Origin of the sequence: Bradyrhizobium sp. LMG 9283 (genome assembly GCF_045571415.1) — a bacterium.
In the GTDB taxonomy this organism is placed as follows: domain Bacteria; phylum Pseudomonadota; class Alphaproteobacteria; order Rhizobiales; family Xanthobacteraceae; genus Bradyrhizobium.
In genome coordinates this window covers 1,924,481-1,949,212 of sequence record NZ_CP120691.1, presented here as the reverse complement: position 1 = coordinate 1,949,212, position 24,732 = coordinate 1,924,481, and the positions used below count along the sequence as shown (strand labels likewise).

The 24,732-nt window shown below is 61.7% G+C and carries 18 protein-coding genes and 4 pseudogenes; 5 read left to right on the top strand and 17 right to left on the bottom strand.

The window, feature by feature from the left end:
- Positions 1-74: 74 nt before the first annotated feature.
- The 3 genes from P6U29_RS09055 to P6U29_RS09045 form a co-directional block, all read right to left on the bottom strand.
- Positions 75-233 (bottom strand): hypothetical protein, encoded by a 159-nt coding sequence (locus tag P6U29_RS09055; protein ID WP_407117266.1) that lies wholly within the window; start codon positions 231-233, stop codon positions 75-77.
- A 331-nt stretch (positions 234-564) separates the two neighbouring features.
- On the bottom strand, positions 565-2,301 hold the full coding sequence (locus tag P6U29_RS09050; RefSeq protein ID WP_407117265.1) for a MobA/MobL family protein: 1,737 nt from the start codon (positions 2,299-2,301) through the stop codon (positions 565-567).
- Positions 2,302-2,608: 307 nt separating this feature from the next.
- A complete protein-coding gene (locus tag P6U29_RS09045; protein ID WP_407117264.1) occupies positions 2,609-3,244 on the bottom strand; it encodes a hypothetical protein in 636 nt (211 codons plus the stop codon).
- A 14-nt stretch (positions 3,245-3,258) separates the two neighbouring features.
- On the opposite strand from P6U29_RS09045, the gene P6U29_RS09040 reads away from it, so the two are divergent.
- Positions 3,259-3,438, top strand: a complete 180-nt coding sequence (locus tag P6U29_RS09040) for a hypothetical protein (protein ID WP_407117263.1) — start codon at positions 3,259-3,261, stop codon at positions 3,436-3,438.
- 66 nt (positions 3,439-3,504) lie between these two features.
- Here P6U29_RS09040 and P6U29_RS09035 read toward each other — a convergent pair whose 3' ends face one another.
- The 6 genes and pseudogenes from P6U29_RS09035 to P6U29_RS09010 form a co-directional block, all read right to left on the bottom strand.
- Positions 3,505-4,041, bottom strand: a complete 537-nt coding sequence (locus P6U29_RS09035) for a hypothetical protein (protein WP_407117262.1) — start codon at positions 4,039-4,041, stop codon at positions 3,505-3,507.
- A 459-nt stretch (positions 4,042-4,500) separates the two neighbouring features.
- Positions 4,501-5,244 (bottom strand): hypothetical protein, encoded by a 744-nt coding sequence (locus tag P6U29_RS09030; RefSeq protein ID WP_407117261.1) that lies wholly within the window; start codon positions 5,242-5,244, stop codon positions 4,501-4,503.
- A gap of 255 nt (positions 5,245-5,499) precedes the next feature.
- Positions 5,500-6,711 (bottom strand): hypothetical protein, encoded by a 1,212-nt coding sequence (locus tag P6U29_RS09025; protein WP_407117260.1) that lies wholly within the window; start codon positions 6,709-6,711, stop codon positions 5,500-5,502.
- Positions 6,712-6,717: 6 nt separating this feature from the next.
- Positions 6,718-7,155: a hypothetical protein gene (locus tag P6U29_RS09020; protein ID WP_407117259.1), complete on the bottom strand. Its 438-nt coding sequence runs from the start codon at positions 7,153-7,155 to the stop codon at positions 6,718-6,720.
- Positions 7,156-7,398: 243 nt separating this feature from the next.
- Positions 7,399-7,650: a hypothetical protein gene (locus P6U29_RS09015; RefSeq protein WP_407117258.1), complete on the bottom strand. Its 252-nt coding sequence runs from the start codon at positions 7,648-7,650 to the stop codon at positions 7,399-7,401.
- 68 nt (positions 7,651-7,718) lie between these two features.
- A pseudogene (locus P6U29_RS09010) lies at positions 7,719-8,909 on the bottom strand (IS3 family transposase).
- A 65-nt stretch (positions 8,910-8,974) separates the two neighbouring features.
- Here P6U29_RS09010 and P6U29_RS09005 point away from each other — a divergent pair.
- From P6U29_RS09005 to P6U29_RS08995, 3 genes and pseudogenes are all read left to right on the top strand, one after another.
- Positions 8,975-9,283, top strand: a pseudogene (locus P6U29_RS09005) (DUF1214 domain-containing protein); the annotation flags it as partial.
- Positions 9,284-10,202: 919 nt separating this feature from the next.
- The gene (locus P6U29_RS09000) at positions 10,203-11,360 is read left to right on the top strand and encodes an FAD-dependent oxidoreductase (RefSeq protein WP_407117257.1); all 1,158 of its coding nucleotides are present in this window, start codon (positions 10,203-10,205) and stop codon (positions 11,358-11,360) included.
- A gap of 257 nt (positions 11,361-11,617) precedes the next feature.
- A pseudogene (locus tag P6U29_RS08995) lies at positions 11,618-12,977 on the top strand (transposase).
- Positions 12,978-13,184: 207 nt separating this feature from the next.
- Here P6U29_RS08995 and P6U29_RS08990 read toward each other — a convergent pair.
- From P6U29_RS08990 to P6U29_RS08980, 3 genes and pseudogenes are all read right to left on the bottom strand, one after another.
- Positions 13,185-16,133, bottom strand: a complete 2,949-nt coding sequence (locus P6U29_RS08990) for an AAA family ATPase (RefSeq protein ID WP_407117256.1) — start codon at positions 16,131-16,133, stop codon at positions 13,185-13,187.
- A gap of 221 nt (positions 16,134-16,354) precedes the next feature.
- Positions 16,355-16,513: pseudogene (locus P6U29_RS08985) on the bottom strand (SAM domain-containing protein); the annotation flags it as partial.
- Between the two features lie 46 nt (positions 16,514-16,559).
- A complete protein-coding gene (locus P6U29_RS08980) occupies positions 16,560-18,002 on the bottom strand; it encodes an FAD-binding oxidoreductase (protein WP_407117255.1) in 1,443 nt (480 codons plus the stop codon).
- 499 nt (positions 18,003-18,501) lie between these two features.
- Between P6U29_RS08980 and P6U29_RS08975 the strand changes: the two genes are divergently transcribed.
- Positions 18,502-18,843: an ABC transporter substrate binding protein gene (locus tag P6U29_RS08975; protein WP_407117254.1), complete on the top strand. Its 342-nt coding sequence runs from the start codon at positions 18,502-18,504 to the stop codon at positions 18,841-18,843.
- Between the two features lie 477 nt (positions 18,844-19,320).
- Here P6U29_RS08975 and P6U29_RS08970 read toward each other — a convergent pair whose 3' ends face one another.
- The 5 genes from P6U29_RS08970 to P6U29_RS08950 all read right to left on the bottom strand — a co-directional run bounded on the left by P6U29_RS08970 (position 19,321) and on the right by P6U29_RS08950 (position 24,722).
- Complete coding sequence (locus P6U29_RS08970; protein WP_407119281.1) at positions 19,321-20,520, bottom strand: ABC transporter substrate-binding protein; 1,200 nt, start codon at positions 20,518-20,520, stop codon at positions 19,321-19,323.
- 118 nt (positions 20,521-20,638) lie between these two features.
- Positions 20,639-21,283: an SDR family NAD(P)-dependent oxidoreductase gene (locus P6U29_RS08965; protein ID WP_407117253.1), complete on the bottom strand. Its 645-nt coding sequence runs from the start codon at positions 21,281-21,283 to the stop codon at positions 20,639-20,641.
- A gap of 70 nt (positions 21,284-21,353) precedes the next feature.
- On the bottom strand, positions 21,354-22,364 hold the full coding sequence (locus P6U29_RS08960) for an NAD(P)H-dependent flavin oxidoreductase (RefSeq protein ID WP_407117252.1): 1,011 nt from the start codon (positions 22,362-22,364) through the stop codon (positions 21,354-21,356).
- Positions 22,365-22,388: 24 nt separating this feature from the next.
- Positions 22,389-23,576 carry an acetyl-CoA C-acyltransferase gene (locus P6U29_RS08955; RefSeq protein ID WP_407117251.1) on the bottom strand — a complete coding sequence of 396 codons (1,188 nt, stop codon included), beginning with the start codon at positions 23,574-23,576 and terminating at the stop codon, positions 22,389-22,391.
- Between the two features lie 15 nt (positions 23,577-23,591).
- Positions 23,592-24,722, bottom strand: coding sequence for an acyl-CoA dehydrogenase family protein (locus P6U29_RS08950; protein ID WP_407117250.1), 1,131 nt, complete (start codon positions 24,720-24,722; stop codon positions 23,592-23,594).
- Positions 24,723-24,732 lie beyond the last annotated feature (10 nt).

Below are 24,732 nucleotides of genomic sequence, written 5' to 3'. Positions count from 1 at the left end.
GTGCATGCAAGGGACCGGGACCGAATTCATGCGACGCCATCGCGCCGCATGACGTCGCGCGTCGCGATCCGCGCCTAGCCGATAGCGAAGGTGATGGTGAAAAGGGACATGCCGTCCGCCATGGGCCCGACGCCGGGCACGACAGCGCCGCCGGTCACATCGGACTGGGCACCGAGCACCGGACAGGACGGAAGATGGAACGCCGAATCGGCGCTATAGTGACGCTTAGCCATGATTGACTCCTGTTAAGTCGTTGTGGTCAGGCCGCTTGCCGGTGTTAGCCGCACCGGCAGGCGACCGCCTTCGCAGGCATTGCGAAGGTAACCTCCAATATCTCGCCTGGTCCCGGAATATTCCAGCCGGCGCGGCTCCCCTTCGAGATGCGTGGTTAACGGCATCCAGACGGCCCCTCGCGACAGACCGTGTTCTGCAGATTGGCGCTGGACATTCTCGCGTGATCGCCCTCCGCCACACAGTTGGCGCGATCGAGATGCGGCGCCTGGCGCGTCGCGCACGTCCATTTCGACCGCCGCATCGTGGGCGGACCTAGATTAGTGCCGACAGCTACCAGAGCGGCTTAGGATTGCCGGTCGACGCCGAAACGCTCGCCCCGCTGGGCGGCCGACGCTCTCCGCTGCGAAGCGCAGACGATCGATCTTCGGTCCGGCGCAGGATCCCATCAAGGTTCTGCAGCCTCTGCCGCTGCCGCTCGTCAGCATCCTGCAGAGAGCGGGCAATTTGCGCCAGCACGCTCGCATCGGGCCTGATCTTCCAGGAATCGTCGTCTGGCAAGCTTTCGAGATCATCGATCGCCTCGGACGGCGAGCCGGCGGCCCGCCTCACATCCGCGCCGGCGGCGACGGCGCCAGCGTCATGGTCCGCCGTCGCAGCAATAGGCGCGAACATGGAAGCCGGCTCGGCGACCTTGCCCGGCTGAACCGGATCGACGTTCGGGCCAACCGGATCTGCCGCCGAGCGAAGATCGTCTTCGCTCGCTGCATCCGCTTGCATGGAAACCTCTGCAACGGCCACGCCTACTACTTCCGTGCAAGCCTTCGTCGCCTCATGATCGGCGAGGAATTTTGCGGCAACCCCGAGCGGGTCATGGCGCGCAATCGCGGCCTTCATTTCGTGAAAGAACGCCCTCGCAATGAGGTCCCGCGCCCCGGCCGAGGGCGCCCGATTGACCATGAACACGCCTTCGGAGGCGGCCGCGATCGCCATCAAATCGGCCAGTCGCGCACCTCCCTCCACCACCAGTGCCGGCCATCCGAGCCGGCGCACGAACCGCGCGACGATCGCAGCGTCCTCCGAATTGCCCGTCGCAGCGATCTCGAATGCGCGACCGTCGAAGGCGACGGACGTCCCCGTCAACGACACCGTCGGCAAGCCCGATGCCGCGTCCAGTTCGCCGTTGAGCTCATAGCCCGCCTCCCGCGCGGCGTCCGCGAACCGCCGCCTGAGTTCGGCGGCCTCTTGTTCGCCGACACGATACACCGCCGCGTTCGTCACCGTCATGCGCGCAAGCTCCGGCTCCGGAATGCGCTGCGGTGCCTTGCGATCTCGCCTCAGCCGGCGGCTCGCCTTCAGCGCTTCGACGGCCGCGACATACCTGCCTTCATTGTGCGCGCAAAACATCGGCCGCGGCAGCCGCTGCTCCGGAATGCCGGCTCCCTTCACAGCATTGCAGCGCGGATCGACATAAGCCTCAACGCCAAGCATCGCGCAACCGAGGGTGATCCGGCCCGCGAGGACTGCTCGCGCGTATCTCCCACCACCGCGCCGGAACAGCGCGTTCCAGCTGCGCTCCTTGAAGCCAAAACCATCTTGCCCCAGCACGCGCTGCGCAAGCCAACAGTGCGCGTGCGGGTTCGCTTCACCGTCGCTCGCACACACACTCTCGACATCAACCCGCACCGCCATCCCGCCCTCGACAAACGGCAACAGCGCAAACGCCGCAAGCGGCAGCAGCAGCGCGCGCGGGACCGCACGCGGTAGCGCAAAATCGACAGTCCTGCCCTCTTGCGCGTCGCGCCGCGTTTCTCGGAACGCCGCGGCCATGAAGAAATGCTCCCACTCGGCGAATTCTGTGGGCGCGCCTACCGGCAGCAGAACGCCACCACCGACGCGGCAGTCGGCATAGCGGCGGTAGTCGATGCGTCCGAAGCGATCGTCGGCAAGCGAGCAGGTCTGGTAAACGAGCCGCGCAAGAGCGGTATTGCGCTTGGTGGGCTGGACGACGGCAAAGTGGATCGAGCAGAACGACACGATTGACCTCAACGTATAATGGACGTCAGCCAACTGCTAACATTGCCTGCTGCAAGTTCTGAGATCGAGTGATTGCCTTTCATCGGCAATTGAGAACTGCCCGGCTCACAGTTGCGTGAAATCCACCGCACCAATGGCGATCCGTCTCTGCAGGGAAGATCTCATGACGGCGCAGAAGGGCTCGCCAACGAGATGCAAACGACACCACACCATCGTCGCTCGGACGGCCACGACAGCTGATGCAAACGCGCGAAAGCGTCCGCACAAGATTCCGCGGCCGCAGCGGCCCGAGCCGGCCGGAGGTGTCTTCAAGCCGCGTTGCGATGGAAAGATAAGCGCTTCAGGCGGCGGGCAGCTGACGCACCAACGGCAGGCGCGATCGAGCCATGTTCCGCCGCAGGTCTGCGGCAAGCCGCTCGCGAAGGTTCTTCAGAAAGTGCCGATCGCGCGCCCCGGGTTTGTCCCCAAGAAATCTCAGCAGTGCCGCCTTTCTCGTGCCATCGAGCGCGTCCGCAACCATGGCAGACATCTCGGCAGCACCAACGAGCTCCGGCTCGCTCGCCTTGACCTTTGCGCGGCGAATGCATTCCTTGACGAACTCGCCCGTCAGCCGTTCGCCACGACGGGCCCGCGCCAGGATCTCGATGATGGTTGCCTCGTCAACCGACGGAGCGGCGAGATCCAGCGCTGCGCTGAGCGGCACGAGATACACGTCTTCCCCGTAACGCTCAAACAGGCCCGCCAGCATCATATAGAGCTGAGCGGTGCGCGGCTCGAAGCCCGCCTCCAGCCGGCACCAGCTCAGGAACACTCCACGAGGGAGGCCCGTCTTCGCCCGGATCAGGCACATGCCCATCGCCACGGCCGTTTGCGTGAGCTGTCTCGCGCCTGCGCGGATCGCGCCAGCGAGTTCGCGCAGCTCCTCCGCCTTGTCCACCGCAACTTGATCGTAATTGAACTGCCCCGCATCCGTCACGATGAGTACTCCTGATGACATCTCTCGCCGCAAGCCGTGCATCAACAATGGCGGCAGATTTGAAATTTGTCAACAATATCAATGCAATGATGGCATCTTGCGACAACTTCGCCGGACCTATCGCGCCAAATGCGAAAAATTTTCGCATTCGCTGCCTCAGACGACGAGCGCGCAACAGGATGCCGTTCGAGTGAATCGGCTGATCGAGGCGAAGAACTGCGCGATGACCGTAGGAGCGGACGCGTCAGTCTGATCGGTCCTTACCTGTTGAGGAGGACCGAGCATTCCGACTTGATCGCTGCGTCCGTGGGCTGATTCACCATCGCTTCAAGATAAGACTGGAAATCGATCCACCAGGCAGCTTTGCAGTGAGCAACCACCCCATCAATGGCAGCCAGGCGTGCGGCAAGCACGGTGGTAGTGGCCTGCTCAATGGCCTCGGGCGATACAGCGCCGATCCGCGCTTTCTCAAGATTCGACAAAAGGTGCGTTGGTATTTCGCGCTTGACGATGAACAGCCACTTTTCGCGAATCCGCTCGGCCCACTCGATCTGTTTCCTGGTGCCAGTCAGCTTCGTTGCGGCCGCCGCCTCCTTGGTTCGCTGAACTGAATTGGAAATCATGCAATCGCGCTTTGCCCTGTGCGCACCGAGGCAGACCTCGCAGAGAGTGCGTCTGGCTGCACGAGTCCTCATCTCGTTTATGAAATCACGTTGAGATTTGATGCTTTCCTGATGTCCGCACGCGTACGTCACCTGGATCTCAGAACCATTTCCAAACATTGTCTTTGAACTCATCTTAAACGCGCCTCCAACGGAACGTCCGGATCAGCACCAAACCGGATATTGATGAATGTAGGCTTTCTACGCCGCGCCCACAAAATCCTGACCGGCGGTCCTCATCGCCAATGCGCTTGCATGGTTGACGTTACCCTCACGCATTCGAATTAGCTGCACCGGCACAGCTGTCTCACCGCTCTGTAGGAGAGTGTTTCTAGTCATCTACATCTCATCCAAATCGTATCTATCCAGCGGCCCACCCGACGCAGCGCACGCTCGCACGGGCCAATGCGCTCCCGGACCAGGCGAGCGCGAAGCAACGCGAGTTGCTTGCGCTCCGACGGTTTCATCAACTGAACTGCAAACGGAAGATCGCGCAATAGCGTGAGGCTCGTGTTCGAGCAGGCGAGACGCTGGATGATCTTTCTGACGGCCTCGTGGCCCCGGCGCTCGACACGTTCGAACTGCGCGGCAAACCTAGTTGGTGCGGGGAAAGCCCAAGGCCTGGTGGGCCGCCTCCATCATGGCAGCGATCCAACTTGCGATGCGCTGCTGCACGACGGCCGCAGACAACCGGTCGAGCGGATTGCCCGCGCGGTCAGCCCACAGCGGAGCCAGCCTTGCCGGATCGGCCGTGACAAACTTGACGAGGTTCAAGCCTGGCGTGCGGTCTACCGGCTGCCAAAGCCGGTCGTCCATGCGCGGCAGGACGATCTCGCTCACGCCAGCGCGCATCCTGGCGAACTGTTCCGGCTCGAGGTCCAAAAGCTGGGGATCAAAATCCGACGGGAAAACGGTGCCCACCCGCTCGTTGAGAACCCAGACCGGCCGAGCCAGCGGGAGCGCACCGCGCACCAGTTCAGTGGAAGCCGTCATCGCACGCATGGCGTCCAGATTGGACGTTGTCACCAGCGCGATGATCAATTGGCCGCCGCTCTCGGTCACAACGCGGTCGAGATGCAGATCGCGCAGGTATCGCAGGACCGGCACGTCCCACGTGGCCGCAGTGTCGAGAACAAGGCTGCCGCTATTCTCTGCGGAGTGAGCGATGGCGTTGGTCAGCGGCGAGAATGCCCGCAAGACCGCGAGCGGGTCGTCCGATGCCGCATCGAGCAGATCGGTGTCGATCGTGATGACGTCGTCGCCGAGCTTGGCAAGCAGCCGCTGCTGCACGTCCGCGGTGAAGACGCGGACCTGATAGCCGACCGACCGCAGAATCAAGGTGACGAGCTCGGAGAATAGCGTCTTGCCCTGTCCGCCGATGGCGGAGAGGACGACAATCAGATGCCAACCGGCGGCAAGATCGGAAGTTTTGACTTTCGGCATGAGCTTCTCCTGGGTGATGAGAAGCCGAATAGGGCATCACCGGAGATGGAAAGCCCCCACGAACCCAAGGCGAAAATGTCGTAAATCGTCGTAGACTGTCGGAATTCGACGTCGTCCGTCGTATTTTGTGGTATTTCGTTGATCTCATCTTCAACCCCTCTGCAGCCAAGGCTTGCAGCCCCGCGCAAGTTGCAGCAGAAACAGCGCGTCGGTTTTTGCCTGCGCGGCCGCCGCAAGATCGATGGTTGGCACCGGCAATCCTGTTGCGCGCGCCTTCGGTGCGATGACCATTCCCTCCGTTGCTCCGCGACCCCTTGGTTTGCTCCGAACTTGCTTCACCTGGTGAAAGTCGCCCATGCAGGCGCGTCGCAGGAGTTCAGCGGTCGAGCCAACGACCGCTTCGTGGCACTTCAACCAAAGGTGCCGGCGGCGTCGCTCGCGCGGCGATTCCGCCCTGCCCGGCCGCCCGTCCAGCATTCCCGAGAGCCGCTGGGCGACAGCTTTGTGCTGATTGATCGCCATCCAGATGGTCAACATGGATCCGATAACGTCCGCCCGCAGACGATCCGAATTCTGATCGCCAATCAACACATCGATGATCTGCGCCAGAAGCACTTGAACCGCGGTTTTCGGCCGCTCGGCCGCCGGCTCGAGCACCACCTGGAATACATCGAATGCCAGCCGGGCCGCCGGCAGCGGTTCAGCCCAGTCGTAGAGCGTTCGCCGGCCGGGATTCTCCCGCGCCGGATCCCGTGTGGCGCGGCGTACCCGCTCATGCACCTGTCGAAGGAAGTCCGAAGCTTCGCAGGGAATGGAGGCAATGAAATCTTTAAGACGCCGCTGAAGGTTGGCTGCCTTGGGCTCGGGCAAATCGGCAAAAAAATATGCATTGGCCGCATCAAACGGAAAAGGTATCGACCGAACGGCCACCAAATGCGGCTCCTCCGGAAGCTGACGCATCGCGGCATTCACGACGTGGGGCTCGACGGAAGCATTTACGACCGCGGTGCGGTAATGGCTCGCGTACGCCTCCGGATTTCTTAAAGTATCCAAGGTGACGGGCGCCACGTCGACGTCCGAAAATGGATACCGTCCGACCAAAGCGTCGAACGTCTCAGGAAGGATCTCGTCCGGGATGGAAACCTCATGTCCTGAGCACACCTGTTGCGCTGCGTCCGCCAAAGCACCTAGCTGCGACACCACCGCACTGATCCGGGGCGAATTCGCGCGACGCTCGCACCGCCATCGGTACGATAGCGTCGCCTCCTCGAGCTCTACGATCTTGATCTGGATCTGCTCGGCAGGGACACCAATTCGGTCGAGAAGACGCTCCAGCTCCCCACCATCATCATTTGACGGCATGGCGAGCTACTTCCGCCTCGCCCTGCCAAACAACACTTCGCCCGTTGCGGCATGAGATTGCGCATCGCGGATGCGCTGCTTGAACTCGCTAAGTTCGGGCGAATTTGGCAGATCCTGGTCCGATCGCGAGGTCCTTGCTGTTGCTACATTGTGACCTGCCCTGACGTGGATCTCGGCTGGCGCCCAATCTTTGATGCTGGCTCTGGCTCTGGCAATACAGGTGTAAAGCGATCTGTCGGTGAATTGAGCTCCCTTCCGGCCCCGTGCGCCTCCGGCGTTGAGCGCCTGCGCCAGTTGCTTGTAGGTGTAGCCTTGCTGGAGCTTCGTTTCGAACAATTCAAGGTGCTCGGAAATCACCGCTTGAGTTTTCGGGCAGCCCAACCCCGTCGGAGCAAGCGCCTCGATTACCGGTTGCAGGATGTCCTCGTAAAGGGACGCCTTCATGATGATCTCGTGATGTCCTCAAAGAGAGCGATGAACGAGCGGGCGATATCGGCTGAAGAAGAAGCCAGTGTCCAGATGAATTGCCCCAGATGGTGTTGAATATCGGGGAGAGACAAATATCCCGGCGCGGCGACAGCTGCTGTAACCGCTCGCTCAATCTACATGCGCCGATACCCAGGCCAGGCACCCAGCTATTCCCGCCCAGGCCGCTCTCGATTTGGGAAAAATCCGAGAATTTCGGGTTCAATCGAGCAATACCCGAACCGAAAGAGCTCCAGTTGAGACCCTTTTCCGGCCAGCGAGCATGTCGTTTTGGAGGCGTTTTCGCCAGTTCGCCTCCCCAAAAAGTTGGCCGCGATGGGTGAATCGTGAAACGCCGATTTCAGTCGCAGTCAACGCGAGGGTTGGCGGTGCGTCTGGGGCGGAACGGTTGAGCATCGTCATCCAGAAGACCCGCCAACTCAGGATGCAAAAGAGCGAGATCAGATTGGTCATACGCTGGGCGGTCCTGAGCTTCGACTCCTCAAACCATACTTTCGAGCCTCTTGACCTTGCCCCCAGTTTTATCCAATCCTGAGTTCGCTCCGGTCGTTGGATTTGCCCGGTTGGGCGGTGGGAGCGACGGGAGCTGGCGCGGAGCCTTCGGCATAGCGCAGCGCCAGATCCCGGCGCGGGTGACAGGTGAAGGCGAACTCGGAGGGCGTTTTCCATCCGAGCTGCGAGTGGGGTCGGGCATCGTTGTAATCGGCCCGCCAGCATCCGAGTGCGACGCGAGCCTGGGCCAGGGACGTGAACAGCGTCTCGTTCAGCAATTCATCCCGCAGCCGGCCGTTGAAGCTCTCGATGAAGGCATTCTGCATGGGCTTGCCCGGCGCAATGTAGTGCCAGGCGACGCGGCTCTGATCCGCCCATGTCAGGATGGCGTTGCTGGTCAGCTCGCTGCCGTTGTCGCTGACCACCATTTTCGGCTTGCCGCGCTCGATCATCAGCCGGTCCAGTTCCCGCGCCAGGCGGATGCCGGAGAGCGAGGTATCGGCCACCAGCGCCAGGCACTCGCGGGTGCAGTCATCGACCACGGTGAGGACGCGGAAGCGGCGGCCGCAGGTCAGCTGATCCGACACGAAGTCGAGCGACCAGCGCTCGTTCGGCGCCATCGGCACCGTCATCGGCGCCCTGGTCCCGATGGCGCGCTTGCGGCCGCCACGGCGGCGCACTGCAAGCTTCTCTTCCCGGTACAGCCGGAACAGCTTCTTGTGGTTGACCCTATAGCCCTCCCGCTTGAGCAGGACATGCACGCGCCGATAGCCGAAGCGGCGGCGCTCGTGCGCGATCGCCTTTCATGCGCTGGCGAAGGCCGCCAGCGTCCGTCCGGATCGTCTTGTATCTCACAGTCATGCGGCAGCTGCCGATGGTTTTACACGCCCGCCGTTCGCTCATCCCGTGGGCATCCATGAGATGGGCGACAGCTTTCCGCCTCCTCGCGGGCGTCACCATTTCTTTCCCAGCAAGTCCTTCAGCGCGACATTGTCGAGCATGGCATCCGCCAGCAGCCGCTTCAGCCGCGTGTTCTCATCCTCCAGCGCCTTCAGCCGCTTAGCCTCCGACACCTCCATACCGCCGAACTTCGCCCTCCATTTGTAGATGCTGGCGTCGCTGACGCCATGCTTGCGGCACAGGTCGGCAGCCGAAACGCCGGCCTCGTGCTCCTTCAAAATCCCGATGATCTGCTCTTCCGAAAAGCGGCTGCGCTTCATGCTCTGGTCCTTGTCGTGGGCCAGAACGAACTTCAAACTGGATTAAGCCCGTGGGGCAAGGTCACAAGGGCATCCCGGAAGAGAACTTCTGGTCGTTCACGGTGTACGACAACATGACGCGCTCGATGCTCGACACGCCCCAGCGCTATCCGCGCGCCGGCAGCCAGAGCTACCCGTCGCCAGCGGCAGAGGCGGATGCCGACGGCTCCACGACCATCTACTTCGGTCCGACACAGCCCGCAGGAGTGAAGCGCGGCAACTGGATACAAACCGACCCGAAGAAGGGCTGGTTCGTGATCCTGCGCCTCTACAGCCCGCTTGAGCCGTTCTTCACGAAGAGCTGGCGGCTGAGCGAAGTCGAGCAGGTGAAGTGACATGCGGCGGCGGCAGGCATAAGCCGCCACGCCTGCCGCCGCACGCTGGACAAGTGAAGCTGGCAATTGCCGCTTACGAACCATCGAGAGGAGGGGCACATGGCACCTAGTTGGTCGGCTGTACTCTACGTCCCCGCCTTAGCAGCGGCTTTCGCTTTCACCGGATCCACTGGGCAGGCTGCCCAGGAAAACGTGCAAAGCATGTTAGCTGCCAGATCCGCTTGCAGGGATTTGTCTGTGACAAGGCGATTGGTGCGAGGAAGGACGCGAAGCGCTCAAGACCTGACTACGCCGTTTGGGTGCTCAACTGTGGTAACGCGCGCTACCGCGTGAGCCGGGCACCCGACATGGCTGCCAAAGTCGACCCGGTCCGTTAATTGGCCGTGCCTCACTAGCTGCCGGCTGGCAGCCTTTCGCATGACAGGCTGTTGTCTAACCCGTATTCACCTAGCTGATGCGCGTCTCGCGATGGCAATCCGACCGTCTTCACCCCGAAAGCTAAAAGATGAACTGGTCGACCGGACGTGCGAGCGATGTCCGCAAGTGGCCCATATCGACGAATACCAGCGTCCCTCTACACGTCAGCTGTCAGGGGTGGATCGGTCATAACCAAGCTGCGGCGAAACGATGCGAATGACCCGAAGGCGACATTGCGGGCGTTCACCGATGCTCGGTATTTCTTTGAATTTCCTGGCTAGCCGTCGCGCTCCTCAGCCTCTTGTTCCGCTCGACCTACTGATATAACTTCACCGTCGTCGCGAAAAACGACTGCCTGCCCTTAGGCCGTCGAATACACGTCAACCGCGCGCCTCGCGTGGTTCGGCCAGCGTCTCCGATAGCAACCGCCTGACGAACATCAGGCAATCGCAGCCATCAGCGCCCACGGACGCTGCATGTCTGCGACGATAGGAGCGCAACAATGCGAAATCCAATTACAATTATTGGTGCCGGACTTGGTGGCCTCACACTCGCCCGTGTTTTACATCTCCACGGCTTCGCAGCAACAGTCTACGAAGCTGAAGCCTCGGCGAGCGCAAGAACACAGGGAGGTCTGCTCGATATTCATGAATACAACGGTCAGCTCGCCCTCAAAGCCACAGGACTATTTGACACGTTCCTCTCTCTGGTCCGCCCTGGCGAAGATGCAAAACGTATCGTCGATAAAGACGGCAACGTCCTATTCGACAAGCCCGGCAGCCACACAGGCAATCGCCCCGAAATTGACCGGGGCGATCTTCGGCAAATGCTTATTGATTCGATCCCGCCGGAAACGATTAAATGGGATCATAGAGTTGCGTCTATAGCAGCCCTCGGGAAGGGACGGCATGAAGTCACCTTTGCCAATGGCTTAACGGTCACTTCCAACGTGCTCGTGGGTGCCGATGGCGCGTGGTCGAAGGTCCGCCCCCTTCTTTCAGAATCAACGCCAACCTACACGGGCACCTCGTTTATCGAAACATTCCTTTTCGATGGCGACACGCGCCACAAGGCAAGCGCGGATGCGATCGGCAGCGGCACGCTCATGGCCGTTGCTCCGGGCAAAGGCATCCTGGCGCACCGCTATGCAGACGGAACGCTCCACACCTATGCGGCCTTAAACAAGCCAGAAGATTGGATTAAGTCCATCGACTTCAGCAACACAAAAGCTGCCTTGGCTCATATTGCCGAGCAATTCCAAGGATGGGCTCCGCAACTAACCGCACTCATTACAGACGGCGAAACCGATCCTGTGCTTCGCCCCATCTATGCGCTCCCAGTTGGACATCGATGGGAGCGCGTGCCGAGCTTAACATTACTTGGGGATGCGGCGCATCTGATGTCCCCTTTCGCAGGCGAAGGCGCGAACCTCGCTATGTATGATGGCGCAGAACTCGCCCGAGCGCTCGTTGCCACTCCCGATGACATCGAAGCCGCGCTCGCCAGCTATGAAAACGGCCTCTTTCCCCGAAGTGCTGAAGTCGCCGACGAGACCGCCCAAAATCTCAAGCGGTTTTTCGACGATACCGCGCCTCAGAGCGTAGTCGCTCTGTTCAGCAAGCATCTCATCAGAACGGAGAGACCGTTCGCGAATATCTAATGCGGCGCGCACCGACAAATCGTTGCTATATGCGTCTAGCGTACCGTCATAGCACTAAAAACCCCGGTAGAGCGATGGTTTTGCTGGCGGTAGCTAGTTAATCTGCTTCTGGCCCATCTGCGGAGTTGCGCCTCCTTTGCCGGAGGTCCGCTCATCGCGCCAGAGCGGACTAGATTTGCTCAACGCGAGTTCTTCGCTTTTTGACCGATTTGTTGAAAAAGGCGGCTGTTGCGACGCAGAGATATCAGTGATTCAGTCTGTCTAGTTGGCAGGACTGGCATCGGCAAGTCGACCAGGCTGCGTTGTTCCATGAGTTCTCGCTGGAAAGGCATATCCCCGCCGACCACTTGCTCCGGTCGATCGACAGGTTTGTCGACCTTGAACAGGTCAGGCAGGACTTGGCGCCTTTCTACAGTAGCATCGGTCGGCCTTCGATCGATCCCGAGCTGACGATCCGGATGCTCCTGATCGGTTACTGGCATCCGATCGGAGCGACGCCTGTGCGATGAGGTTCACCTCAATTTGGCCTACAGGTGGTTCTGTCGGCTCGGTCTGGACGGGGCGGTGCCGGATCACTCGACATTTTCCAAGAACAGGCATGGCCGCTTCCGGCAGAGCGATCTCTTCCGTCGCGTCTTCGAGAGTGTCTTGCGTCGATGCATCGAGGAGCGGCTGGTCGGCGGTGAAGGCTTCGCAGTCGATGCGAGTTTGATCAAGGCCGACGCCAATCGGCAGAAGGGGATCGAAGGCGACAAGGGGCTTCCACCCGAGGCCGCGGGCCGAGCGATCGATGAGTATCTGGCTGTCCTTGATGATGCCGCCTTCGGAGCGGCGACTGAGGTTACCCCGAAGTTCGTGTCGCCCTCCGACCCTGCCGCGCGTTGGACGGGAGCGCACGGCGGACAAGCCTACTTTGCGTATTCGACGAACTACCTGGTCGATGTCGAGAACGCGATCATCGTCGATGTCGAGGCGACCACGGCGATCCGTCAGGCGGAAGTGTTGGCCGCCAAGCGCATGATTGAGCGCTCGCTCGAACGGTTCGATCTTTATCCGAGCCGCCTTCTCGGCGACAGCGCTTATGGTTCGGCCGAGATGCTCGGCTGGTTGGTCTACGAGCACGGGATCGAGCCACACGTTACGGTGTTCGACAAGTCGGCCCGCACAGATGGGATCTTCTCGCGCGAGGACTTCACCTATGACCATGCAGGTGACGTCTACCGGTGTCCCAGCGGCAAGGTTCTTACCACGACCGGAGCGCTGGTGAACGATGGCGCCACGATGCTTTACCTCGCCAGCAAGCGCGATTGTGATCGATGCGCATTGAAGTCCCGGTGTTGCCCCAAGCAGCCTTCACGGAGGGTACCGCGCTCAATCTACGAAGGCGCTCGCGACATGGCGCGCCAGATCGCAAGGTCCTGGGAGGGCCGTACTTCGCGTCGGCTCCGCAAAAAGATCGAGATGCTGTTTGCGCATCTCAAGCGCATTCTCAAGCTCGACCGTTTACGGTTACGAGGCCCAAACGGCGCGCGCGACGAGTTCACCCTCGCAGCCACCGCCCAGAACCTTCGTAAGATGGCCAAACTGATCCCGATGCCAACTCTCAGGCCATCATAGAAGCTGGCAAAACTGGTGCGCGCGCCAATACAATGAATTACTGCGGCCTTTTTCAACAAAATCGACCCGTGGCAGAAGTCGCCCGTCAGCAGGATGTCCGCTTTGCGCCATTACAGGCCGGTTGGCCAGGGAGCACTTTGAACTCAAAGCATGCGAAAGCTTAGACTTGTCCGGAACCTAGATCGGGCGGTTATGGCGGTAACTTCGTCACAAGTCTGCTAGCACCTTGCGAGCTTCCACGAGATCGCGCGTTTCTAAGCCCTCGCTGAACCAGCTGTAGATCGGCACAAGAGCGTCGCGCGCCTCTCGCCGCATGCCGCGTGACGCTTGCAGCCTGGCGCGCGCAATGCTTGCGCGAAGCTCGGGCAACTTTGCTCGCTGGGCAGCGGCGATTTTGATCGCAGTCTCGAACTCCGCGTCCGCTTGATTTCCCGCCTGTTCCCCGACTGTCAGCAACAGCAGTTCACCGCGCTCCCGGTGAAGCTCGACGGCGCACCAGCTCTCGAGACTTGCGTCCGCAATTGCGACCGCTTCGTCGATGATCCGAAGCCCGGTCGCGGCGTTTCCGGCCTTGCGATGAAGCGCGGCGAGCAAACCAAGATGGTGCGGAATGCGTAGTCCCGCGCTGGTTCGCCGGAGATCCTCAAGCCCAGCGTCAAAGTCCGCAAGACCTTCTTCAAGCCTGCCGGATTCAGCGATCGCCCAGGCGCGAACGAGGCTAGCCCATGCACCATAGTAGTCGAAGCGGTACTCGGTGCAGATGTCGCGTGACTCTGCAGCAGCCCTCAGTGCGGCATCGGGCTCTTGCCTGAATTGATATAGCATCGCCAGATAGTTGAGCGCGAGCGCGATGCTGAATGGATGTGAAATCTCACGCGCGACGGCGAGCCCTTTCTCAGCAATCCCAAGGCTACGAACGGGGTACCCGAGATGCCAGTCGCAATGGCTCATATAGGCGCGGCAGAATACGCTCATATCAATTCCGTATACCTCGGAATAATAGCGGCCGCGGTATTCGCCGGCTTGTGCGCTTCTGTCGAGCCGGTCGCGTGAGAATTGAAACTGGCCGAGGTGGAACGAGAGCACTCCCGCAAGATGATCGGCTTCGGCTTGACGTACGGGATCACCGCTCCGTTTCGCGAGCGCCTCCGTCTCCTCAACGAGAGTTGTGACCTCGCGCAAGTTGGCGCGCACGTGATAGACGTGGCCGAGCCCCTTCAACGCGGCGGAGAGATCAGCCTCGCTCTGCAGCTCGCGGCTGAGCTCCTGTGCGCGCTGGAACGCCGCTTCTGCCTCGCGTGAAGCAAATCCTTTAGTTGCAATCAGTGGGCCGCCGAGCCCAAGCTGCAGGGCAACTTCGAAGCGGGAGCGTGATGCTCCAGCAGGAAGTGCTTGGGCGCAATCGAGCCCTGATCTCAGATGGGCAATTGCCTCCATATTCGCCGATCGGGTGGCTGCGAGGCGACCGGCCCTCAGCCAGTATGGAATGGCCCTCTCGGCCAATCCCGCCTCGCCAAAGTGACGGGCGACCAGCTCCGGCTGCGCCTCGACAAGTTGCGGAAAGACCGCTTCGATCGATGTGGCAATCCGCGCATGCAGCTCCTGGCGGCGCCGCTTGAGCAGGCTTTCGTAGGCGGCATCGCGCACCAGAGCATGCTTGAAGACATAGGTAGCGGCAGGCGCGAGACCGCGGCGGAAAACGAGCTCTGCCGCTACTAGGCGATCAAGCGCCGCAGTGAGCTCCCCCGCTGGCATCGAAACGACCGCAGCAAGCAATTCGTGATCGAACTCGCGGCCGATACAGGCTCCGATCTGGGCGACCTCCTTGACTGGAGCAAGACGGTCAAGCCGCGCCATCAACGAATCGTGCAGCGTCGCCGGGATCGCCAAGGACGGGAATGCGCCGGCAAGGACGTAGCGAGCGCCGGTGTAGCGGAGGATCCCGGCTTCAAGAACGGCTTTCGTGAGCTCCTCGGTAAAGAGTGGCACACCCTCGGTCCGCGCCAGAATCTGGTCGAGGACCTCGGCTGGAAGCGATTTGCCTTCGGTGATCCGGTCGACGAGTGCAACCACCTGCGCCTGTGGCAGGCGGTTTAGCATGAGCAACGTGACGTGCGGAAACCCGGTCCATGGCGGCGGGAGCTCGGGGCGGAATGTTGCGAGGACCAGCACTGGCAGGTCCTGAAGACGATCCACGATCTGGTCGAACAGCTCGCGCGAGGTGGGATCGAGCCAGTGCGCATCTTCAAGCACCATCAGCACCGGCCCGCGAGCGGCAAGTCGATCGAGGCGGGCCAGGAATGTGCGGAACAGAAGAGCCTTCCTTTGCTGCGGCGACATTTCTGGCTGGGTGCTCGGCCTCTCATTTGGAATGCCGAGCAGATCGGCAAGAAGCTGGATTGCATCGCTAGGCAGCCCTTCGCCGTTTTCGCCAAGGAGTGACTCGAGGCGCTTGAGCCGTGTTTCTGCGGTATCCTCAGGTGCGAACCGCACCTCCCGCTCGAGCTGCGAGATGAAGGGAAAGAGCGGACTGTTCAGGTGATGCGGCGAACAGGCGTAGCTAACAAGCGTGAATTGTTCGTCCTGTAGCCGTTCTCGCAGCGCGAGCACCAATCGTGATTTTCCGATTCCTGGCTCTCCAAAAATCAAGACGACCTGTCCAGCCCGTCCTTTGGCAAGCTGCCACCGTGACAGCGTCAAATCGAGCTCCTCGCTGCGCCCGACGAGTGGCGTGACGTGGGCTCCGTGCAAAGCCTCGAACCTGCTTTCTGCCCGGCCTTCGCCGATGACCCGCCAAGCTTGCACCGGCTCGGCAAAGCCCTTGAGCCGAAGGGAACCAAGCTCAACAAATTCGAAGAGATTGCCGACCAGACGGCGCGTGCTGTCGGCGATAAGGACCGTACCGGGCTCCGCAACCTGTTGCAGACGGGCCGCGAGATTAGGCGTCTCCCCAGTGACCGCTTCCTCCTTCGCAGCACCTTCCCCGAGCAGATCACCCACCACGACAAGCCCGGTGGCGATGCCGACGCGTGCTGCCAGCAGGCCTCCTGCACCTGACGACATGCCGCTGACCGCTGTTGCGACCGCAAGTCCCGCCCGGACAGCTTGCTCTGCCGCATCTTCGCTTGCGCGCGGCCAGCCGAAATAGGCCTGCACGCCGTCTCCCAGAAACTTCGCGACGTGGCCCTCCAGTCGCGCAATCTCTCCGCCACCGTGTTGGAGTAGGCCCGCATGACCTCGCGCAGCTCCTCGGGATCGAGACGGCGGCTGAGGTCGGTCGAGCCGACGAGGTCGACGAACATGAGCGTGAGCTGACGGCGCTCCACCGACGCAGAGGGCCGCGCCGCCGCCAGCTCCGCTGGTAACAGGCCGATTGCATCGAGAAGCTTCCGCCGGTGGCCGACAGCCTGGACTCCAATCTCCTTGAGATCTTCAACCGTCAGGTGGGGCAGGATCTCAAGGTCAACTCCGTTGTCGCGAAACGTCTGCTCATAGGATTGCAGGCCCAGCCTGCGCAGCCATTCTCCGATATCCAACTTCGTCTCCGTAGCCCCCTCGGTTACGGATCCCCTCCTCCTCTTATCAGGCGGCCGGTCGCTGTGCAGCGGCCGGCCTGACGTTCTGGTTGAGCCGGAACAGGTTGCCAGGATCGTACTTGGCCTTCAGCGCGGCAAGACGAGCGTAGTTCGGGCCGTAGGCGCCGGCTACGCGATCGGTCTCGTCCTCCGGCATGAAGTTGACGTAGACGCCGCCGGTTGCGTGAGGCGCAGTCTCAGCAAAGAGCCTGCGCGCCCAGGCGATCGAACGTTGCTCATCCGCCGGATCGCGCCATCGCGTGTGAACGTTCATGACAAACTTCGCATCGCGGTGGGGAAACGCCGTAGCGTCGACGGCCATGCGACTGGTGGCGCCACCAAGCTGACCGATGAAAATCTCGCACTCACCGGTCGGCAGGCTTGTCGTATGGCTCACCAGCGTATCGAGAAGACTGTCGTTGAGTTCAACGAAATTGTGCGACTTCCAGTAATTATAGGCGCCGGGCGTGAGAAGTGGGTCAAACGCGGTCTGCCAAGCCGCGAAGGGCTGCATGCCGATCACGTCTGCGATCGGCTCTCCGAGCGCGCGCAACGGCTCCAATGCACGCTTGCCCTCGTTCTCATCTCCCGCATAGCAGACGGCGAACGCGACGATCTCCTTGCCGTGAACCTCAGCGGGCAAGAACGGCAGCGGCGGTGCCTGCCTGAGCACCACCCACACCGTCAGTTCGTCGGGCGCCTTGGCGGCGACGTCGCGATAGCCCGTCAGCAGCTCCTTCGCCCGCGAAAAGGGATGGACGATGAGTCCGGCCAGAACCATCGGACCAACAGGATGCAGGCGGAACTCGAACGAACTCACCACCCCGAAATTGGCTCCGCCTCCGCGCAGCGCCCAGAACAGGTCGGTCTTCTCGGCGATGTTTGCCCGGACGAGCTCGCCTTCGGCCGTCACCACGTCGGCCGAGATCAGGTTGTCGGCGGCAAGCCCGTACTTGCGGCTAAGCCATCCGAAGCCGCCGCCCAGCGTCAATCCCGCAACGCCAGTCGTCGAGTTGATCCCGAGCGGGGTCGCAAGGCCAAAAGCTTGCGCCTCCTTGTCGAAGTCGCCAAGCGTTGCCCCCGGGTCCACGCGCGCGGTGCGGTGAAATGGATCAACCCGGACGGAGCGCATGAGGGAAAGATCAATTAAGAGCCCGCCGTCACAAACAGCATTGCCCGCGATGTTATGGCCGCCGCCGCGCACGGCGATCAAGAGGTCGTGCTCACGCGCAAAGCGTACGGCACGAATGATGTCAGCGGCCCCTCTGCAGCGCACGACCGCGCTTGGGCGGCGATCGATCATCGCATTCCAGATCGTGCGTGCTTCATCATAGCCCGGCTCCTCGGCCAGACAGACGTTGCCTCGCAAGGTTTGGCGAAAGGTAGCAATTGCATCGCTTTCAAGCGTAATCGCCCCGCCCTGCAGCGAGGCCAGCCGGATCTCCGTCATGGTATCTCCTCCGTGACTAGTGGTCAGTATTGCGGCAGTCCGCTTCACGCTCTTTGGACAGATCGGCAGAGGGGCGACCACCGCCCACGGCTCTTGCAACCCTTGACGGCGCAGGATCGCCCGTTGCATGCCGTTCGACTTGCGAACGACAGATTTCCGCCTAGAGGTTAGTCCTCCGGCAAATCGAATGGTTCTGCGACAGAATGTCTCGCGGATGAGAAGCGCCCGCACACCCGCGCATCAAGAAAATGCGATCCGCAGAGGGAACTCGGGGGCAGAGAAAGGAGGGGATTCCTCTGGCTCCCATTGCTGAAGCCAACTCGCCGGCCGATGTCCGTTTTGCACCAGCAGCTGCCGAGGGGCCGAAGCCGACCCCCATCCTTGCCTCCAATGTGCTACACTGAAAACCGTCAGATGCTCCTGGGGGCCTGATGAAACGGCGCGAGTTCATCACCCTGATTGCTGGCGCTACGGCTTTTCCGCTCGAAGCCCGCGCGGGATGGCCGGCGGTACCGCATCGGGGCCGGTATTGTCCAGCTTCTTCGATGAGCTGGGCAGAGCCGGCTTCATCAGAGGCCGCAACCTGGAGATCGACAGCCGTGGCGAAGGCGTGGCTGCGGCCTCTTATGCCACAGCGGCCATTGAATTGACCGAGGCAAATCCAAACGTCCTGATGGCGATCGGGGCTGAGGCCGGACGTGCAGCACAGAAAGCGACGCAGCGCATCCCCATCGTGGTGATCGCGGACGACTTGCTTGGCAGCAAGCTCGTCGCCTCAATGCCGCATCCCGAAGCTAGTAATACCACCGGTGTTGCCATCTTTGCGTTCCAGCTCGAGTGAAGCGATTGGAGTTGCTGCATGATGCACTGCCGGGGGCCCGTCTCGTGCGGACTTGACGATCGAGTGAGTTCGCCACCTTTCAATGCATGTTACATCAACCGTTCGGTTGAGGCGCGCGGCCGCGTGAAGGTTTGTTATAACCAGCTGGCCTAAACCGAACAGCGCCCGAGCCATCGAGATGTCGGTTGCGGAAGGCTGACCAGACGCCTGGCCGGAGTTCAGCGCCTGCTTATGACCATAGCGGACTGTCGCTGGGGCTGCCGGCCGAGTGTATGACTACGGCAGCCCCACGCAGCTTCCATTTGCGCCTGTGATGCCCTCAACCTCGACTGCACTGATTAATCCGCGATTTTTTGGATGTTCGAGGAATGCGCGGCTGGAATTGATATCGAAGCGGAGTCTTTGAGGTAAAAAATCAATCTCCAAGCCCCCGACACCGATACGGAAAGCCAGCATCACGAGTCGCTTTAGTGCTGATTAGTTCTGGTCGGCGCTCAGAACACTGCCGAACTGCTCCCAGGAGCTTCCGGTCCAGCGTTGCAGCTGAAGCTGGGTGTACGCCATACTGTTGCTCGGACCGGTGTTGATCGCAATACCGGGCATTAGCGTCGGAAGCACGAGTCCTTTGATGCTGCGCGCCTGCTTCAGGATGTTCTCGCGCGACAGGTCGTTGCCGCATTGCTTGAGCACCTGCTCCAGAATTTGGCCCTGCTGGGTTCCGAACAGGTAATTGTTGTCGCCAATGTCCGAGCCGGGAAGATATTTCTCGAAGTGCTCGCGATACCATTTCATGCCCGGGTCGTCGGCCCACCTCTTGTCGTTCGGATCCTTTGTGACGGTCGCGGCGATAACCCCGACCGCCTTGTCCGCTCCGGCCGGCACGATGGTTGCGGAGACTGAGCTCGAGACATAGTTGATGATGGTAAGCGGCGACCAGCCGATTTCGCTCGCCTTCTTGATTGCCTGGGCGGTGAATTTGGGCGTGCCCGCGATCACGAACGCCTGGGCTCCCGAAGCCTTGAGTGACACCACATGGGATTCGATGGTTGGTTCGGTAACTTCGTAGGGCGAGGCGACCACCTTCCGGTCAAAATCGGCTTTCAACGCCTCCTTAAACGCTGCGACGAAATCGCGGCCGAGGTCATCGTTCTGATAGAGGATCGCGATCTTCGTCTCGGGCGCCGTCTGGGTGATGTACTTCGCGTAGATCTTGCCCTCGGTGTTGTAGCTCGGCAGTCCGGTGGTCGTCATCGGAAACTCGGTGAAGTTGGCAAACTTGGTCGCGCCGCTGACGACGAAGAGGTGTGGCACCTTCTTGCCGTTGACATATTTGACGGTCGCGCTGAGACCCGGTGTTCCAAGCGGGCTGAACAGCACTGCCACCTCGTCGCCCTCGATCAGCTTCCTGGTCTGTTCGACGGCCTTAGGCGGGCTATAGGCATCGTCATAGGTCACGAGGTTGATCTTGCGGCCATTGACGCCGCCACGGTCATTGATCGAACGAACGTAGGCGATGAGGCCCTTGCCGGTATTGCTGAGCGGAGACGCGGGGCCGCTGAAGGGGAATGTCGCCCCGACCTTGATCTCCGATTCCGTGACACCGGGCGTCTCGGCATGAACCGGCATCGCCACAAATGCCGCGAGCGCGGCCATGGAAAGCGCGAGTTTCCTCGTCAACATCTAAATTTCCTCCCGAGCTTGTTATGGTTTGAGCGGCTGATGCCTGCTGACTTGCGATCTACCAGGCTTCCCCGAACGGCCTGATCTCCACATTGAACGACCAGGCACTGCGATCCTAGTGAACGACATGCCAGATCTCATCCGCGATGGCCCGCGGATTGATGAAGAAGTCGTCCGTCCGGTCCGGCCAACGCTTTCTCGTCCATTCGAGATCGATCACGGCATCGATGACGACATAGGCGACGTGGACGCCCTGCGGTCCGAGATCACGCGCGATTGCCTCGGCAAGGATGCGTTGCGCCGCCTTGGTCGGAGCGAAACCGGCAAAGCCTGGCTTGCCTCGCCACGCCGACGTATTTCCGGTCGCGACGACGGCGCCGCTGCCCGCCAGTGTCATCGCCGGGGTAAACCGCCGCGCCAGATACAGCAGCCCCATCGTGTTGATCTGGAAGTTGCGGTTGAGGATCTCCGGATCGATTTCGCTGAACCTGCCGAACGCCCCGCCGACGGCGTTATGGATGACGACGGCGGGACTGCCCAGATCTCGTTCGACGGCGGATGCCACGGCCTCAACTTGCGCGGCATCGGACACGTCGCATGGATAGGCCCTTGCGCCCGGCAATTGCTGCGCCAGCGCGGCGAGGCGCTCCTCGTTCCTGGCGAGAAGAGCGAGGCGATATCCTCCCTCGGCAAATCGTCTCGCCAGCGCAGATCCCGTGCCTGGCCCAACGCCGGATATCAGACACACAGGTGCGCTCATGCAATCAGACCTCCATGTTCGGCCGCCAAGTCATGCCAGCTCGCGGCCTTGCCGTGCCCAGAAGCGCAGTTCAGGCGACTGCGCGCGCCTTCTCCGTCTCAACCTTGCCGTCGAGGAAGCCGGTCAGCCGCTGACGGATGATCGTCTCAGCTTCCATCATAATGCGATCGATCAGCTCCTTGACGGTCGGAATGTCATCGATGAGGCCGACCACCATGCCGCAGCTCCAGGCGCCGGCACTCATGTCGCCGTCGACCATCACCTTCGGGTAGACGCCCGCGACCTGGTCGTGGATGTCGTCGATCGTCAGGCCGGCGCCCTTGCTGCGCTCGATCTCGAGGAGCCGGTCGACCCCCTTGTTCTTCAGGACACGCTCGGTATTGCGCAGCGCGCGCATGACCAGCACGGTGTCGAGTTCGCTCGCCTTGACGATCGCCTGCTTCACATTGTCGTGGACCGGCGCTTCCTTGGTGGCGACGAAGCGGGTGCCCATGTTCATGCCCGAGGCGCCCATCGACAGCGCAGCGACCAGGCTGCGCGCATCGGCCATGCCGCCCGAGGCCACGAACGGGATTTTCAGCTCGTCGGCGGCCCGCGGCAGAAGAATCATGTTCGGGATGTCATCCTCGCCGGGGTGCCCGCCACACTCGAAACCATCGACGCTGACGGCGTCGCATCCGATTTTCTCTGCCTTGAGCGAGTGCCGGACCGACGTGCATTTGTGGATCACCTTGATGCCCGCTGCTTTCAGCGCGGGCATGTACTGTTCCGGACTGCGGCCGGCCGTCTCCACGGCCTTGACGCCGCCCTCCCTGAGGGCTGCGATGTATTCGGGATAGGGCGGCGCCGAGAAGGCCGGCAGGAAGGTGAGATTCACGCCGAACGGCTTGTCGGTCATGTCGCGACACCGCGCGATTTCCTTCGCCAGCAATTCCGGCGTCCGCTGCGTCAGGCCGGTGATGATGCCCAGGCCGCCGGCATTCGATACCGCAGCGGCGAGCTCGGCAAAGCCGACATAGTGCATGCCGCCCTGGATGATCGGATGCTGGATGCCGAAAAGTTCAGTGATTGCTGTCTTCACGAATGATCTCCCCGCCTTTGCCGCTCAGTGGACGATTTCGAACAGACCGGCGGCTCCCATGCCGCCGCCGATGCACATGGTCACGACGCCGTATTTCGCCTTGCGCCGGCGGCCCTCAATCAAAAGATGCCCGGTGAGGCGCGAGCCGGTCATGCCGTAGGGGTGACCGATCGCGATCGAGCCGCCATTGACGTTGAGCTTGTCCGGATCAATGCCGAGCTTGTCGCGGCAATAGATCACCTGCACCGCATAGGCTTCGTTGAGCTCCCACAGATCAATGTCGTCGATCTTCAGGTTATGGCGCTTGAGCAGACGCGGGACCGCGGCAACCGGGCCGACGCCCATCTCGTCCGGCTCGACACCGGCGGCGACGAAGCCGCGGAAGATGCCGAGCGGCTTCAGCCCCTTCCTGGCCGCGATCTTGTCGCTCATGATCACGCAGGCCGAAGCGCCGTCCGATAGCTGGCTGGCGTTGCCGGCGCTGATGGTCTTGCCCTCGAACACGGGCTTGATCCTGGCGAGACCTTCGGCGGTGGTTTCCGGACGCGGGCCTTCGTCCTTGGTGAGCGTCACCTGCTCGTAGGTGACCTCCTTGGTGTCCTTGTTGACAAGCGCCATCCTCGTCGTGAACGGTACGATCTCGTCGTTGAAACGGCCGGCCTGCAACGCAGCGCCGACGCGGCGCTGACATTCGAGGCTGTATTCGTCCTGCTGGTCGCGGCCGATGTTGTAGCGCTCGGCGACGACCTCCGCAGTGTCCAGCATTGACATGTACATTTCCGGCTTCATCGCCATCAGCTCGTCATCGATGGCGTGGAAGTTGTTCATGTGCTCGTTCTGCACCAGGCTGATCGACTCAATCCCGCCGCCGATCGCGACCTCGACCCCGTCAAGCATGACCGACCGTGCGGCCACCGCGATAGCCTGCAGGCCCGACGCGCATTGTCGGTCGATGGTGGTGCCGGCAACAGTGACCGGCAGACCCGCGCGGATCGCGCCCTTTCGGGCCACGTTCATCACCATGGTGCCCTGCTGCATCGCGCAGCCCATAACCACGTCTTCCACCTCATCCGGCGCAATGCCGGCCCGCTTCACCGCTTCAGCCATCACGTGCCCGGCCATGGTCGGGCCGTCGGTGTCGTTGAGGGCGCCGCGATAGGCCTTGCCGACAGCCGTCCTTGCGGTGGAAACGATGACTGCTTCAATCGTCATGCTGACCCCTTCTGTTTACGCGGCCGCGTCCAGCTGCGCGTAGCGCAGCACGTGGAACGCGGGATCGCCGAACTGGATGTTGATGGAGGAGATACGCTTGAAATAGTGCCCGACATTGAGCTCGTCGGTCATTCCCATGCCGCCATGAAGCTGCACCGCCTGATCAGCGACGAACTTGCCGGCATAGCCGATCTTCGATTTGGCGCCGGAGGCGAGCCGCGACAGGCCAGGATCACCGGCGCTGAGGTTCAGGCTGAGATGTTGCATCAGGGAGAGCGCCTCCTGATGAGCAATGAACATGTCGACAATGCGATGCTGGAGGACCTGGAAGGAGCCGATGGTCGTGCCGAACTGCTTGCGGGTCTTCGAATAGTCCAACGTCGCGGCGTTCAGCTCGCCGATGGCGCCGACGGCCTCGGCGCAGAGCGCTGCAATAGCGCGGTCGCGACTGGCTTCCAGCAAGGCAACGCCCTCGCCCTCCCGCCCGAGCAATTGCCCACGGACCTCGCGCAGACTGATCTCGGCGGCCCGGCGGCCGTCGATCGTCTTGAAGCTCTGGAGATCGAGTCCAGCGGCGCGCCGGTCGACCGCGAACAGGCTGACGCCACCGCGGTCGCGGTCGTCGCAGGACGTCCGCGCCGAGACGATCAGATAGTCGGCCCAGGGCGCAGCAATCGCCATCGTCTTCGTGCCGCTCAGAACGTAGTCGTTGCCCTCGCGCCGCGCGGTGGTCGTGACGTTGGCAAAGTCGAAGCGGGAACCCCTTTCCGTCCAGGCCAGCGCCCAGATCGTGCTGCCGTCGATGATTCCGGGGATGAAGGCCTGCTGCTGCTCGGGCGTGCCGGCCTGCTCGATCAAGCCGCCGGCCAGCACCACCGTCTCGACGAAGGGCTCGACGACGAGGTGACGGCCGAACTCATGCATGATGATCATGATCGACAGCGCACCGCCGCCGAGACCGCCGACGTTCTCGGAGAACGGCGCGGCGAGCAGTCCGAGTTCGGCGAAACCCTCCCATCGCGTCCGGCTGAAGCCTTCCTCGCTTGCCACGATCTTGCGCCGCGCCTCGAAATCGTACTGGTCGCGCAGCAGGCGCTGGACGCTGGATCGCAGCAGCTCCTGCTCTTCCGTGAACTGAACATTCATCCGATCCTCC

What these genes read in the sequence shown, in the direction of transcription:
- P6U29_RS09055 (WP_407117266.1), bottom strand. Translation starts at nt 233, where the DNA reads ATGGCTAAGCGTCACTATAGCGCCGATTCGGCGTTCCATCTTCCGTCC.
- P6U29_RS09040 (WP_407117263.1), top strand. Translation starts at nt 3,259, where the DNA reads ATGACATCTCTCGCCGCAAGCCGTGCATCAACAATGGCGGCAGATTTG.
- P6U29_RS09035 (WP_407117262.1), bottom strand. Translation starts at nt 4,041, where the DNA reads ATGAGTTCAAAGACAATGTTTGGAAATGGTTCTGAGATCCAGGTGACG.
- P6U29_RS09025 (WP_407117260.1), bottom strand. Translation starts at nt 6,711, where the DNA reads ATGCCGTCAAATGATGATGGTGGGGAGCTGGAGCGTCTTCTCGACCGA.
- P6U29_RS09020 (WP_407117259.1), bottom strand. Translation starts at nt 7,155, where the DNA reads ATGAAGGCGTCCCTTTACGAGGACATCCTGCAACCGGTAATCGAGGCG.
- P6U29_RS09015 (WP_407117258.1), bottom strand. Translation starts at nt 7,650, where the DNA reads ATGACCAATCTGATCTCGCTCTTTTGCATCCTGAGTTGGCGGGTCTTC.
- P6U29_RS09000 (WP_407117257.1), top strand. Translation starts at nt 10,203, where the DNA reads ATGCGAAATCCAATTACAATTATTGGTGCCGGACTTGGTGGCCTCACA.
- P6U29_RS08980 (WP_407117255.1), bottom strand. Translation starts at nt 18,002, where the DNA reads ATGACGGAGATCCGGCTGGCCTCGCTGCAGGGCGGGGCGATTACGCTT.
- P6U29_RS08975 (WP_407117254.1), top strand. Translation starts at nt 18,502, where the DNA reads ATGGCCGGCGGTACCGCATCGGGGCCGGTATTGTCCAGCTTCTTCGAT.
- P6U29_RS08965 (WP_407117253.1), bottom strand. Translation starts at nt 21,283, where the DNA reads ATGAGCGCACCTGTGTGTCTGATATCCGGCGTTGGGCCAGGCACGGGA.
- P6U29_RS08955 (WP_407117251.1), bottom strand. Translation starts at nt 23,576, where the DNA reads ATGACGATTGAAGCAGTCATCGTTTCCACCGCAAGGACGGCTGTCGGC.
- P6U29_RS08950 (WP_407117250.1), bottom strand. Translation starts at nt 24,722, where the DNA reads ATGAATGTTCAGTTCACGGAAGAGCAGGAGCTGCTGCGATCCAGCGTC.